At 62.6% G+C, this 13087-nt stretch carries 10 protein-coding genes; 8 read left to right on the top strand and 2 right to left on the bottom strand.

Annotated elements, in window-relative coordinates; genetic code table 11:
* Positions 1–7 precede the first annotated feature (7 nt).
* A complete protein-coding gene (locus tag ACGHP5_RS08980; RefSeq protein WP_295903783.1) occupies positions 8–661 on the top strand; it encodes a cytidylyltransferase domain-containing protein in 654 nt (217 codons plus the stop codon).
* Between the two features lie 114 nt (positions 662–775).
* Here ACGHP5_RS08980 and ACGHP5_RS08975 read toward each other — a convergent pair whose 3' ends face one another.
* Positions 776–1663 carry a hypothetical protein gene (locus tag ACGHP5_RS08975; protein ID WP_290532742.1) on the bottom strand — a complete coding sequence of 296 codons (888 nt, stop codon included), beginning with the start codon at positions 1661–1663 and terminating at the stop codon, positions 776–778.
* Between the two features lie 66 nt (positions 1664–1729).
* On the opposite strand from ACGHP5_RS08975, the gene ACGHP5_RS08970 reads away from it, so the two are divergent.
* Together ACGHP5_RS08970 and ACGHP5_RS08965 are read left to right on the top strand one after the other, a co-directional pair.
* Positions 1730–2659: a glycosyltransferase family A protein gene (locus tag ACGHP5_RS08970; RefSeq protein ID WP_337756605.1), complete on the top strand. Its 930-nt coding sequence runs from the start codon at positions 1730–1732 to the stop codon at positions 2657–2659.
* 12 nt (positions 2660–2671) lie between these two features.
* Positions 2672–3529, top strand: coding sequence for a PHB depolymerase family esterase (locus tag ACGHP5_RS08965; protein WP_290532740.1), 858 nt, complete (start codon positions 2672–2674; stop codon positions 3527–3529).
* Positions 3530–3581: 52 nt separating this feature from the next.
* On the opposite strand, the gene clpB is transcribed toward ACGHP5_RS08965, so the two are convergent.
* A complete protein-coding gene (gene clpB / locus ACGHP5_RS08960; RefSeq protein ID WP_390566297.1) occupies positions 3582–6179 on the bottom strand; it encodes an ATP-dependent chaperone ClpB in 2598 nt (865 codons plus the stop codon).
* Between the two features lie 189 nt (positions 6180–6368).
* Here clpB and dnaX point away from each other — a divergent pair, with 189 nt between their 5' ends.
* The 5 genes from dnaX (at position 6369) to ACGHP5_RS08935 (ending at position 12974) form a co-directional block, all read left to right on the top strand.
* Positions 6369–8252 (top strand): DNA polymerase III subunit gamma/tau, encoded by a 1884-nt coding sequence (gene dnaX, locus ACGHP5_RS08955; RefSeq protein ID WP_337773414.1) that lies wholly within the window; start codon positions 6369–6371, stop codon positions 8250–8252.
* A gap of 173 nt (positions 8253–8425) precedes the next feature.
* Complete coding sequence (tyrS, locus tag ACGHP5_RS08950) at positions 8426–9724, top strand: tyrosine--tRNA ligase (protein ID WP_290532737.1); 1299 nt, start codon at positions 8426–8428, stop codon at positions 9722–9724.
* Position 9725: 1 nt separating this feature from the next.
* Positions 9726–10079, top strand: a complete 354-nt coding sequence (folB, locus tag ACGHP5_RS08945; RefSeq protein ID WP_290532736.1) for a dihydroneopterin aldolase — start codon at positions 9726–9728, stop codon at positions 10077–10079.
* Positions 10080–10133: 54 nt separating this feature from the next.
* A complete protein-coding gene (locus ACGHP5_RS08940; RefSeq protein WP_337656695.1) occupies positions 10134–11483 on the top strand; it encodes a sodium-dependent transporter in 1350 nt (449 codons plus the stop codon).
* A gap of 42 nt (positions 11484–11525) precedes the next feature.
* The gene (locus ACGHP5_RS08935) at positions 11526–12974 is read left to right on the top strand and encodes a calcineurin-like phosphoesterase C-terminal domain-containing protein (RefSeq protein WP_390566294.1); all 1449 of its coding nucleotides are present in this window, start codon (positions 11526–11528) and stop codon (positions 12972–12974) included.
* Positions 12975–13087: the final 113 nt, after the last annotated feature.

Genomic DNA, 13087 nt, shown 5'->3' with positions numbered 1-13087 from the left:
CATACCAATGAAGACCGTCGCATTCGTTCCCATCCGGCTCAACAGCCAGCGCGTCGCGGGCAAGAACCTCCGCCCGCTGGACGGATCGCCGCTGATGTGCCATATCCTGAAAACCCTGACCGCCGTGGAGGGCATCGATGAAGTCTTCGTCTTCTGCAGCGATGAAAGCATCCGTGCGCTGCTGCCCGAAGGGGTCCGGCTGCTGCGCCGCGACCCGTCGCTCGACAGCGACACGACGCTCGGACGGGAAATTTACGACAGCTTCACCGCTCAAGTCGAGGCCGACCTCTACATCCTCGCCCACGCCACCTCGCCGTTCATCCGCGCCGCGACCGTCGCCGAAGCGCTCGGAAAGGTCCGCTCGGGCGAATACGACTCGGCATTCAGCGCCGAAAAATTGCAGACCTTCGCCTGGTTCGGGGGCAAACCGCTCAATTACGCCCTCGACAACATCCCCCGCACGCAGACCATCGAGCCGGTCTACATCGAGACCAGCGCCTTCTTCATCTTTTCGCGCGAATTGTGGTGCGGACGCGGACGCCGCATCGGCGAACGGCCCTACATGGCTGTCGTGGACCGCATCGAGGGACTGGACATCGACTACCCCGAGGACTTCGCCATGGCCGAAATCATCGCGGCCAGCCGGAACCTGCCGGAATAACCGCAAATGGTTCAAAATTCCTATAAAACGAGGGATTTCAAGGCTTGCGCAGCCCCGCGAAACGAAGTTTACAAGGAGTAAATAAGTATTCGAGGGGCAAGCGTAACGAAGATATCACCGTTTTAGAGGGATTTTTTCGTAGGCGTCGATCATCGATCCCCGCGTGCGGTTGACGATCCGCGCCCCGAGCGAGCGGGCATAGTCGCGCAGCACCTCGTGGCCGCGGAACAGTTCGGCGACCTCGGCCAGATAAACGGCCATCGTATAGGGCCGGCGGGGGACTTTCTGGAAGATCGGCTCCGGAACGGCCGGAGCATCGTCGTAATAGTGGCCGACGGCCCGGCAGAGGCGGTTTTCGTCGTCGACACACAGCCCGTCGAGCAGCGTATGATCCACACCATACAACTCCAGCGTCCTGTAACCCAGCAGCAGGGCGACGTACTCGCACACCTGCACCACGGTCCCGAAGTTGGCGCTTCCCAGACCGTGGCGGAACAGCCAGAACTCCACGCTCCGGAATCCCCGGTAGACCTGCGTATGGAACCGCACGATGCGGATATTGGGGTTGGGAAGCGCGGCGCGGTAGTCGAACCGCTCGGGATTGTAATACTGCACGTAGAGGTTCATCGGCCACGTCACCCGCTCGTTGAGCACGCGGTAAAGCTCCGCGACCCGGTCGCGGTAGACACTGTCGCGAAAGAACATGGGGTCGGAAAGCACGTAGTAGGCGGGCCGCACGGTCGCGAAACGCTCGTCGAGCGCGAAATAATTGACCGCCATGACGTCCTTCGACAGGTGTTCGCCCTGCTCGATCAGCCGCGGCAGGTCCCCGGAGAGCGAAGGTCCGTTGCCGAGGATCAGGACCGAAGGCTTCGGCTCCCCGACAGTCCCGGCGCGGCGGACATAGTTGCGGAAATTCTCCTTCACGGCCATCACGGCGAAGTAGAGCGCCGTGTCGAACGCGTTGCGGACGAATGCGATGATTTTCTCGGATGCGGTCATCGGACTGGTTTTATTTGCAAAAATAGCAAAAGATCAATATCTTCGCAACAAAACCCGGCAGAACAGATGTCAGAACCCACCATTTCGGTCGTCATACCCCTCTACAACAAGCAGCGGGAAATCGGCGCGGCCGTGCGCTCTGCACTGGCGCAGACCCGCCTCCCGCAGGAGATCATCGTCGTGGACGACGGATCGACCGACGGCGGCGCGGAGGCCGTGCGTGCGATCCGATCGCCGCTGGTGCGGCTCGTCCGGCAGCCCAACGCCGGGGTCTGCGCCGCGCGCAACCGCGGCATCGAGGAGTCGACGGGCGAATACATCGCCCTGCTGGACGCCGACGATGCCTGGGAGCCGGGGTTTCTGGCCGAAATCGCCGCCATGATCCGCGAGTTTCCCGGATGCGGACTCTATTGCACGGCCTTTTCAATAATAAGCCACGACGGGACCTATCCGGCCCCGACACCCTCCGAACGGGGCATCGTGGCGAATTTTTTCCGCGAATCGGCCCACCGCTACATCGCCATCCCGTCGGCAAGCTGCATCCCGCGGCGCGTGTTCGACAACGTGGGGCTGTTTCCCGTCGGCATGAAGATCGCCGAAGACCTCTACATGTGGATCCGGATCGCCCGCCGCTACGAAGTCTGCTTCTCGCCCGAACGGCTGGTCCGTTACTCGCGGGTGGCCTCGAACCGCTCGGCAGCGAACTACACCCCCGAGCAGACCGTCCATTCGTTCGAGGAGCTGTACGACCCCCAGGCCCCCGAGGAGGACCGGGAGTTCGTGGCCCGCGCAGCGTTGGGAAAAGCGCTCATAATCAGCGCCAAAGGCGGCACGAAGGAGGCCGCCCGCGCCGCCCGGTTCTTCGCCTGGACACGGACCTACCGCCGCACGCTGCACAAGGTCCGCGCCCTGAACGCCCTGCCCGCCGGCTGGCGCGGCCCCGTGATCCGGCTTTACAACGCGCTGGCCTGGCGCCTCGCCCGCAAAGGACTCTAAATACCTGCAACCATGAAATACATCCTTCAAAACCTCTGCTGCCTGCTGCTTTTCGCAGCGGGAACCTGCCGCGCGCAGACCACCGGCCACACGTTCCGGTCGGGCGGCATCGACCGCACGTACCGCCTCCACCTGCCCGAAGGACTGCCGGCCGGGGCGCCGCTGGTCATCGTCCTCCACGGCTACGGCGGGCAGGCCCGGCCGGAGAGTTTCGGCATGAACGAGGTCGCCGACCGCCACGGTTTCGCCGTCTGCTACCCGCAGGGCGAACGCGACGGCCGGGGCAAGACGTGCTGGAACGTGGGCTACCCCTTTCAGGCCGACATGGCCGTCGACGACGTGCGGTTCCTCACCGAACTGATCCGGCACCTTGCGAAGGAGCACCGTTTGAGCCGTCGCAACGTCTTCTGCACGGGCATGTCGAACGGCGGGGACATGTGCTACCTGCTGGCCTCGCGCTGTCCGGAGGTCTATGCGGCCCTCGGGCCGGTCGCCGGGTTCATGTCCGTCGAAATCCTACGCTCGGACCGCAATCCGCGTCCGATTCCGCTGTTCGAAATCCACGGGACCGAGGACCGGACGACCCGCTGGGAGGGTGATCTCGGGAACGAAGGGGGCTGGGGCGCCTATGTCTCCGTCCCGACCGCGGTCGGCTACTGGGCCGCCAAGAACAAATGCCTCGCAGAGCAGGTCGACACCCTGCCCTCCCGCCCCGGCGGCCTGCAGGTCATCGCCCACCGCTACACGGACGGCACAGACGGAAACGAAGTCTGGCTCTACGAAACCGTCGGCGGAAAGCACTCCTGGAAAGAGACGGGCGTAGACACGGGCGAGGAGCTGTGGAAGTTTTTCAGCAAATACGTCCGGTAAACGAAAAAGGGTTCCGAATCATCGGAACCCTTTTTCACTCTGCCGGGCGGCGTCAGTTCGAGAACGTCAGCGAGTCTTTCCCGGCGTCGATCGAGATCGGCTTCGAGCGGTCGACCTCGCCGGCGAGAATCCGCTTCGAAAGGTCGTTGACCACATAGCGCTGGATGACACGCTTCACGGGACGCGCGCCGTAGAGCGGATCGTAACCCGCCGAAGCGATCCATTCGCGCGCCTTGTCGCTGTACTCCAGCCGGATACCGTTCTCCGAAAGCATCCTGCGCACGATACCCAGCTGGATGTCGACGATGCGTTCGATGTCCTTGTGCGTCAGCGGCTCGAACATCACGATCTCGTCGATACGGTTCAGGAACTCCGGCTTGAGCTGCTGTTTCAGCAGGTCGATCACGGCCAGTCGGGTCTTTTCGACAACCTCTTCGGGCAGTTTCTTGCCGTCGAAGGCCTCGGCGAAATTTTCCTGGATCACCTGCGACCCCATGTTCGAAGTCATGATGATGATGGTGTTGCGGAAATCCACCGTACGGCCCTTGTTGTCGGTCAGCCGGCCGTCGTCGAGCACCTGCAACAGGATGTTGAAGACGTCGGGGTGCGCCTTCTCGATCTCGTCGAGCAGCACCACGGAATAGGGCTTGCGCCGCACGGCCTCGGTCAATTGGCCGCCCTCGTCGTAACCGACGTATCCCGGAGGCGCCCCGACGAGACGCGACACGGCGTGCCGCTCCTGGTATTCGCTCATGTCGATACGCGTCATCATCTGGTCGTCGTTGAACAGGAACTCCGCCAGCGCCTTGGCCAGCTCGGTCTTGCCGACGCCCGTCGTGCCGAGGAAGATGAACGAACCGATCGGCTTGCGGGGATCGTTCAGCCCGGCGCGCGAACGCCGCACGGCGTCGGAGATGGCCGCGATGGCCTGCTCCTGCCCGATGACGCGCTTGTGCAGTTCGTCCTCCATGTGGAGCAGTTTCTCACGCTCCGAGGCCAGCATCCGCGTCACGGGAATCCCCGTCCAGCGCGACACCACCTCGGCGACGTCCTGCGCATCGACCTCCTCCTTGATCATCGAACCGTTGGCCGAGGCGAGGCGGTACTCCTCCTGGAAAGCGGCGATCTCCTTCTCGGCCTCCTGGATCTTGCCGTAGCGGATTTCGGCCACCTTGCCGTAGTCGCCCTGCCGTTCGGCCTGCTGGGCCTCGATCTTCAGATTCTCGATCCTGTCCTTGTTCGCCTGAATCTTTTTGAGCAGATCGCGCTGGCCCTGCCACTTGGCACGCATCTCGGCGTCACGGGCTTTCAGCTCCTCGATCTCCTTCGTAAGGTGCTCGACGCGCTCCTTGTCCTTCTCGCGGCGGATGGCCTCGCGTTCGATTTCGAGCTGACGCACCCGGCGGTCGAGCGTGTCGATCTCCTCGGGTACGGAGTTCATCTCCAGACGCAGCCGCGAGGCGGCCTCGTCGACCAGGTCGATGGCCTTGTCGGGCAGGAACCGCGAGGTGATGTAACGCGTCGAAAGCTCGACGGCGGCCACGATGGCCTCGTCCTTGATCCGCACCTGGTGGTGGTTCTCGTAACGCTCCTTCAGGCCGCGGAGGATCGAGATGGCGTCCTCCTGCGAAGGCTCGTCGACCATCACCTTCTGGAAACGGCGTTCGAGGGCCTTGTCCTGCTCGAAGTATTTCTGGAACTCGTCGAGCGTCGTGGCGCCGATGGTCCGCAGCTCGCCCCGCGCAAGGGCCGGTTTGAGGATGTTGGCGGCATCCATCGCACCCGACGACTTGCCGGCACCGACCAGCGTGTGGATTTCGTCGATGAAAAGCAGGATTTCGCCTTCGCTGGCCGTAACCTCCTGCACGACGGCTTTCAGACGCTCCTCGAACTCGCCCTGGTACTTGGCGCCCGCGATCAGCGCACCCATGTCCAGCGAGTAGATGATCTTCGATTTCAGGTTCTCGGGCACGTCGCCGTCGATGATACGCCGGGCGATACCCTCGGCGATGGCCGTTTTGCCGACGCCGGCCTCACCCACGAGAATCGGGTTGTTCTTCGTGCGCCGCGAGAGGATTTGCAGCACACGGCGGATCTCCTCGTCACGCCCGATGACCGGGTCGAGTTTGCCGCTCCGGGCCTGTTCGTTCAGGTTGATGGCGTATTTACCCAGCGCATCGAACTGCTGCTCGGAGGTCTGCGAATCGACCGTCGCGCCCTTGCGGAAGGTGCGGATCGCCTCGATCAACTCCTTTTCCGTCGCGCCGCTGCGCTTGAGGATGTCGGCGGCCTGCCCGCGCTCGGTCACGAGGGCCAGCAGCAGGTGCTCGACGGAAGCGTATTTGTCGCCGAAATTCTTCGTGAAGTCCACGGCCCGCTGGATCGCCTTCGAGGTCTCCTGTGCAAAGAACTGCTCGCCGCCGCCTTCGACGCGCGGCAGCGACGCCACGGCCCGCCCGGCCTCGTCGCGCAGCGAACGTACGTTCACGCCCACGCGCCCCAGCAGGAACGTCGAGAGCGAATCATCCTCGCGGATCAGCACCGCGAGCAGGTGGAGCGGTTCGACAGCCTGCTGTCCCCGCTCCCGCGCCAGCGAGAGCGCCGCTTGCAGCGCCTCCTGCGCTTTGATGGTAAGAGTGTTGATATTCATAGTGTTTCAGTTTTGTTTTTCAATCCGTTTCGATCCTCTTATCCGCAAAACCCCTGCCAACCCGGAATATACGACACGTTGTCACTTTTTGTCACAAATTGTCATCCGAAGACTGCCATGCCGGGACAAAATGACCGGAAGCAGAATTATTTTCAATTTTCACTTAATTCTTCTTATCTTTGCAACACTATGAGTGATTTCATCGTCAGCGCACGCAAATACCGCCCCGCGACCTTCCATTCGGTCGTCGGGCAGAAACATATCACCTCGACGCTCCAGAACGCCATCGAGCGCGGCCAGCTGGCCCACGCCTACCTCTTCTGCGGTCCCCGCGGCGTAGGCAAGACCACCTGCGCCCGCATCTTCGCCAAGGCCATCAACTGCCTCGCACCCGACGGCGCCGAGGCGTGCAACGAGTGCGAATCGTGCCGCTCGTTCAACGAGGGGCGCTCGCTCAACATCCACGAGCTGGACGCCGCGTCGAACAATTCGGTGGAGGACATCCGCACGCTGATCGAGCAGGTGCGCATCATTCCGCAGGTGGGCCGCTACTCGGTGTTCATCATCGACGAGGTCCACATGCTTTCGGCCGCGGCCTTCAACGCCTTCCTCAAGACCCTCGAGGAGCCGCCCGCACACGCCGTCTTCATCCTGGCGACCACCGAAAAGCACAAGATCATCCCCACGATCCTCTCGCGCTGCCAGATCTACGATTTCAACCGCATCCGCGTCGAAGACTCGGTCGAATACCTCAAATACATCGCCTCCGAGGAGGGCGTCACGGCCGACGAAGAGTCGCTGAACCTCATCGCGCAGAAGGCCGACGGCGGCATGCGCGACGCACTGTCGATGTTCGACAAGGCCGTGTCGTTCTGCGGCACGGCGCTCGACTACCGCAACGTGGCCCAGACGCTCAACGTGCTGGACTACGACACCTATTTCGGCGTTACGGAGATGCTCCTCGCGGGCAACTACGTCGACGTGCTGGTGACCTTCGACACGGTGCTGTCGAAAGGCTTCTCGGGCCAGACCTTCATGGCCGGCATGAACCGGCACATGAGGGACTTGCTGATGGCCAAGCAGCCCGACACGCTGCGGCTGATCGAAATGACCGGAACGCTGCTCGAACGATACCGGACGCAGGCGGGCGCCTGCAGTGTCGAGTTCCTGTTCGGAGCCATCTCCTGCCTGACGGAACTTGACGGGAAGATCCGGCAATCGTCGAACCAGCGGTTGCTCGTCGAGTTGGGTCTGATGAAAATCGCCGGACTCGGTCAAAAAAAAAATGACACCCTGACAGCTTCCGGGGAGTATCCGCTTCCCGAACTGACGCCCCGTACGGCGGCCGCGGCCGTCACGGCGCCGCCTGCGGCACAACCGCAGTCCGACCCGGCGACCCGACCCGTTCCGAGTCCCGTTCCGGCGGCTCCGCAGCAACCCGTAGCGGTTCAGCCCGGACCGGCCGCACAACCGGTTCCCGCCCCGGCTCCACAGCCGGCCGCACCCCGGCCGGAAACGCCGGTGCAGCCCGCAACCGCCCCGGGACCCGCTCCCGCTCCGGCCACACGGCCCGAAGCGCCGAAACCCGCGCCCCAGCCCGTGCGGAGACCGCTGATCTCGGGAACCTCCCTCTCGGAACTGCTCGCCTCGGCGGGCAGCGATCCGGACGAGGAGCCTTCCGAGGAGGAAACAGCCCAACCGGAAGTCGCGGCGATCGACCCCGAGTGCGAACGGAAACTGGAATGCGCCCGGGAAAAGATCCTGAACCTCATCCGGGAACGGCGTCCGCGGTTCGTCCCGGCCTTCGAGCTGATGAGGGTGCAGGGCAACACGATCTCGTTGAGCGTGCCGACGAGCGAACTGCGCGAAGAGATACTCCGCAGCAAGACGGGGATGCTGATGCGCATCGCCGAACTGGCGGGCATCACGGGAGCGATCGAACTGGAAGTGGTCGTCAACGAGGAGATCCGGGCCGCACGGCCGATCAAACTCGAAGACCGGGTGAAACACATGACGGAGAAAAATCCGCTGATCGCGGAACTTCGCCAGGCATTGGATCTGGAAGTGGAATAGAGCGCATTGTAAAAACTCCGCAAATCGGGCGACATCTGTTGCGCGATGCGGCAAGCCCCTCCCAAGGGAGGTGTTTGGGGTGGGGTCAAACTTGCAAACGCGGCGAAACGCCGCGACAACGACCGCCGGATTTGCAAACCGGTAAACAATTAGAACAAATACTAAACAGTAATATGACAAATTTCATCGAAGAACTCGAATGGCGCGGCATGATCCACACGATCATGCCCGGCGCGAAGGAACAACTCGAAAAAGAACTGACGACGGCTTACCTGGGTATCGACCCCACGGCCGACTCGCTGCATATCGGCCACCTGGTGGGCGTGATGATCCTCAAGCACTTCCAGATGTGCGGCCACCGTCCGCTGGCCCTCGTGGGCGGTGCGACGGGCATGATCGGCGATCCCTCGGGCAAATCGCAGGAACGCAACCTGCTCGACGAAAAGACCCTGCGCCACAACCAGGAGGCGATCAAACGCCAGCTGGCCAAACTGCTCGACTTCGACTCCGACGCCCCGAACGCCGCCACGCTGGTCAACAACTACGACTGGATGAAGGAGTTCACGTTCCTCGATTTCATCCGCGACATCGGCAAGTGCATCACCGTCAACTACATGATGGCCAAAGATTCCGTGAAGAAACGTTTCAGCGGCGAGGGCGACGGCATGTCGTTCACCGAGTTCACCTACCAGCTGGTTCAGGGCTACGACTTCCTGCACCTCTACGAGACGATGAACTGCAAAATCCAGCTCGGAGGCGCCGACCAGTGGGGCAACATCACCACCGGCACGGAGCTGATCCGCCGCAAGCTGGGCGCGGAGGCCGAGGCCTTCGGCATCACCTGCCCGCTGATCACCAAGGCCGACGGCACGAAATTCGGCAAGACCGAGAGCGGCAACGTATGGCTCGACCCGCGTTACACCTCGCCCTACAAGTTCTACCAGTTCTGGCTCAACGTCAGCGACGACGACGCCAAACGTTATATCAAGATCTTCACGCTGCTCGACCGCCAGACCATCGACGCGCTCATCGCCGAGCACGACGCGGCTCCCCACCTGCGCGTATTGCAGAAGCGGCTGGCCGAGGAGATCACCTGCATGATCCACTCGCGCGAAGAGTACGAAAAGGCCGTCGAGGCCTCGGCCATCCTCTTCGGCGGCGCCACGTCGGAGGCTTTGCACCGCCTCGACGAGCAGACCCTGCTGCAGGTGTTCGAAGGTGTACCCCAGTACCGCGTGGCCCGCGCGGAACTCGCGGCCGGCGTCCCGTTCGTGGACCTCTGCGCCGAGAAAAGCGGCATCTTCGCCTCGAAAGGCGAGTGCCGCAAGCTGGTGCAGGGCGGCGGCGTGTCGCTCAACAAGGAGAAGGTGGCCGACGCGATGCGCCCGGTGACCGACGCGGACCTGATCGCGGGCAAATACCTGCTCGTGCAGCGCGGCAAGAAGAACTACTACCTCGTGATCGCCGAATAGGATGGAATACCGGATCGTTCTCCAGCGCATGGAGTTCCGGGCGCTGCACGGCTGCTACGAACTCGAACGGAAGGTCGGCAACCGCTTCACGGTCGACCTGGAGATCACGGCCTGCCTGGGCGACGCGGCCGCCGAGGACAGCGTCGAACAGGCGGTCAACTACCTCACGGTCTACGAGGTCGTCTCGCTTCAGATGCGCATAACCCAGCGCACGATAGAACGCGTGGCGATGAACATCATCGAGGCGGTCTACGCCTCCTTCCGGCAGGTCCGGCACGTAAAATGCACCGTCTCGAAACTGGCACCCCCGCTCGGCGGCAAACTGGAGAAGGTGAGCGTCGTACTGGAGAAATAGAAACCTGCGCGCACGCAGCTGCGTGCGCGCAGGTTTTTCAAATAGGACCGATATATGCATCATTCACACGGCCGCGCAACGCTGGGCGGCAAATTGAGCGCCGTGCTCGTCGCGGCGGGAAGTTCCGTGGGACTGGGAAATATCTGGCGGTTCCCCTATGTCGCCGGAGACAACGGCGGCGGCGCCTTCCTGGTAATCTACATCCTCTGCGTCCTGTTACTGGGACTGCCGATCATGGTGGCCGAATTCTCGGTCGGACGCGCCTCGCACCGCAACGCCGTGGGAGCCTACCGGGCGCTCGACCCCAGGTGGAGTTTCCTGGGCTACAACGGCGTCGTGGCGGCCTTCCTGATCCTGGGCTTCTACTTCGTGGTGTCGGGATGGACCGCCGAATACATGGTCCACTCCGTGACGGGAAGCCTCGCCGAACTCTCCGCCCCCGACGAATACAAGAGTGTTTTCGAGAATTTCATCCAGAACCCGTGGCGGCCCGTGCTCTACACCGCGCTGTTCGTGCTGGCCACGCACTTCGTCATCGCGATGGGCGTGCAGAAAGGCATCGAACGCTCGGCAAAGGTGCTGATGCCCCTGCTGTTCGTCATCCTGATCGCGCTGTCGATCCACTCGCTGCTGATGCCCGGCGGCGAAGAAGGGCTTCGGTTCCTGTTCAGACCCGATTTCTCGAAGGTGACGCCCTCGACGGTCCTCGTGGCGCTGGGACAGGCCTTCTTCTCGCTCTCCATCGGCATCGGCACGATGGTCACCTACGCCTCCTATTTCAACCCCGACACCAACCTGCGCCACACGGCGCTCAACGTCACGATCCTCGACACGCTGGTAGCCGTGCTGGCCGGCGTGGTGATCTTCCCGGCGGTGTTCAGCGTGGGCATCGAACCCTCGTCGGGACCGTCGCTCGTGTTCATCACCCTGCCGGGCATCTTCAACTCGATGCCGCTGAGCATGGTCTGGTCGTCGGTATTCTTTCTGTTGCTGGTCGTTGCGGCGCTCACCTCGACCATCTCCTTACACGAAGTCATCACGGCCTATATGCACGAGGAGTGGCACATGAGCCGCCGGGCCGCCGCATGGTCGACGACCGGAGCCTGTATGGCGCTGGCCGCCGTGGCGTCGCTGTCGCTGGGCCTCCTGAAGGGATGGAACATCTTCGGACTCACGATCTTCGACTCGCTCGACTACCTCACGGCCAACATCCTGCTCCCCGCCGGCGGATTTTTCACCTGCATTTTCGTCGGCTGGCGCCTCGACCCGAAAATACTCAAGGCCGAGATCAGCAACAACGGCACGCTGAAATTCCGTATCTACGGGGTGTTCATCTTCCTCGTGCGCTACGTCTGCCCGGCGGTGCTGCTGCTGATCTTCCTGGATAACCTGGGCCTCTTTTAGCGGCCGGCACCGATCGGAACGAAACCCAAAACCTACCGAACCATGAAACGATTTGTTCTTTTGCTGTTCCTCTGCTGGGGCCTCTGCGCTTCAGCCGCGGCACGCCCGATCCGGGGCACTGTAAAATGCGGCGGAAAACCGCTGGAAGGCATCACCGTCACGGACGGTTATTCCTTCGCCCGAAGCGACGCAGCGGGGGAATTCACCCTCGACACCAACGACGACGCGCTGTTCATCAGCGTGGTGACCCCATCCGGATACATCGCACCCACGGAAGGAGGCGTACCGCAATTCTACCGTCCCTACGTCCCCGCCACGAAGCGTTACGACTTCTGTCTGCAGCCGTGGCCCGCAACCGGCGAAGTGTACGAACTGCTGGCGATAGCCGACCCGCAACCCAAAACCGAAACGCATTTCGAACGGCTCCGAACCGAGATCATCCCCGAACTGCAACGTGCGGCCGCCGCGGGAAAAGCGCAGGGCGTGCAACAGGCCGCCATCCTGCTCGGTGACATCGTCTGGGACTCCCCGGAACTGTTCACCCGCGTGAAAACGCAGTTCGCATCGCTCGGAATCCCGGTCTACGGCGTGATCGGCAACCACGACCACGACCTGAAAAAATACACCGACCGGGAGGCCACGGAGAACTACCGGAACCACTTCGGCCCCACCTACTACGCCTTCGACATGGGCCGCACCCACTATATCGTGCTCGACGACATCGTCTACCACGGTGCAAAAAAATACGACGAGCAGATCGACTCGCTGCAACTGGCCTGGGCCGCGGAATACGCCCGGCGGCTGCCCGCCGGGTCGCGCGTCTGCGTGGCCATGCACGCCCCGGCCATGAAGGCCTGGAAGGGGAATCAGGTCATGGAGTCGGCCGCCAGGCTGATGGACGCCTTCGCCGGCCACGAACTGCATTTCATCTCGGGGCACACGCACGTCAACTCGAACTACGACATCCGCGAAGGGGTCATGGAGCACAACGTAGCCCAGATCTGCGGGAACCTGTGGTACGACCCGGTCAACAAGGACGGCACGCCCAAAGGCTACCAGCTCTTCCGCGAATGCGGCGGAGAATTCTCGTGGGAGTACCGAAGCCTCGGCTCCCCGTCCGTACGGCAGCTGCGGATATGGCAGCCCGGACGGGTGGAAGCGTTTCCACGGAGCGTCGTGGCCAAAGTCTGGAACTGGGATCCCTACTGGACCGTCGTCTGGTACGAGGACGGCCGTTACCGCGGCGCGATGCAGCGCATCCAGATCGCCGATCCCGACTATGCGGCACATCTCGATTCGCTGAAAACAGCCGGGCGGAAACTCGCCAAATCGCAGCATTCCCGCGTCTCGGATTTCTATTTCAAAGCGTGTCCTTCGGCGTCGGCACAGACGATCGAAGTAGTCGCCACGGACCGCTTCGGACGCCGTTATTCGGAGCGCATCACGCTCGGAAAAGCCAAATGGCCCGTCGGAGCGGCGGCCGCTGAATAAGTCCGGCCGAACGGCGGAAACAGGTCTGGCGAACGGACGCCGGGCATCGCAAAAGAACGGGGCGGATGGACAGTACCGAAGTACATTCCATCCGCCCCGTTTATAAGGATGTG

Source organism: Alistipes sp. i18-0019-D1 (assembly GCF_042852885.1).
In the GTDB taxonomy this organism is placed as follows: Bacteria; Bacteroidota; Bacteroidia; order Bacteroidales; family Rikenellaceae; genus Alistipes.
This window is presented reverse-complemented; position numbering and strand designations above follow the sequence as displayed.

What these genes read in the sequence shown, in the direction of transcription:
- ACGHP5_RS08980 (WP_295903783.1), top strand. Translation starts at nt 8, where the DNA reads ATGAAGACCGTCGCATTCGTTCCCATCCGGCTCAACAGCCAGCGCGTC.
- ACGHP5_RS08975 (WP_290532742.1), bottom strand. Translation starts at nt 1,663, where the DNA reads ATGACCGCATCCGAGAAAATCATCGCATTCGTCCGCAACGCGTTCGAC.
- ACGHP5_RS08970 (WP_337756605.1), top strand. Translation starts at nt 1,730, where the DNA reads ATGTCAGAACCCACCATTTCGGTCGTCATACCCCTCTACAACAAGCAG.
- ACGHP5_RS08965 (WP_290532740.1), top strand. Translation starts at nt 2,672, where the DNA reads ATGAAATACATCCTTCAAAACCTCTGCTGCCTGCTGCTTTTCGCAGCG.
- clpB (WP_390566297.1), bottom strand. Translation starts at nt 6,179, where the DNA reads ATGAATATCAACACTCTTACCATCAAAGCGCAGGAGGCGCTGCAAGCG.
- dnaX (WP_337773414.1), top strand. Translation starts at nt 6,369, where the DNA reads ATGAGTGATTTCATCGTCAGCGCACGCAAATACCGCCCCGCGACCTTC.
- tyrS (WP_290532737.1), top strand. Translation starts at nt 8,426, where the DNA reads ATGACAAATTTCATCGAAGAACTCGAATGGCGCGGCATGATCCACACG.
- folB (WP_290532736.1), top strand. Translation starts at nt 9,726, where the DNA reads ATGGAATACCGGATCGTTCTCCAGCGCATGGAGTTCCGGGCGCTGCAC.
- ACGHP5_RS08940 (WP_337656695.1), top strand. Translation starts at nt 10,134, where the DNA reads ATGCATCATTCACACGGCCGCGCAACGCTGGGCGGCAAATTGAGCGCC.
- ACGHP5_RS08935 (WP_390566294.1), top strand. Translation starts at nt 11,526, where the DNA reads ATGAAACGATTTGTTCTTTTGCTGTTCCTCTGCTGGGGCCTCTGCGCT.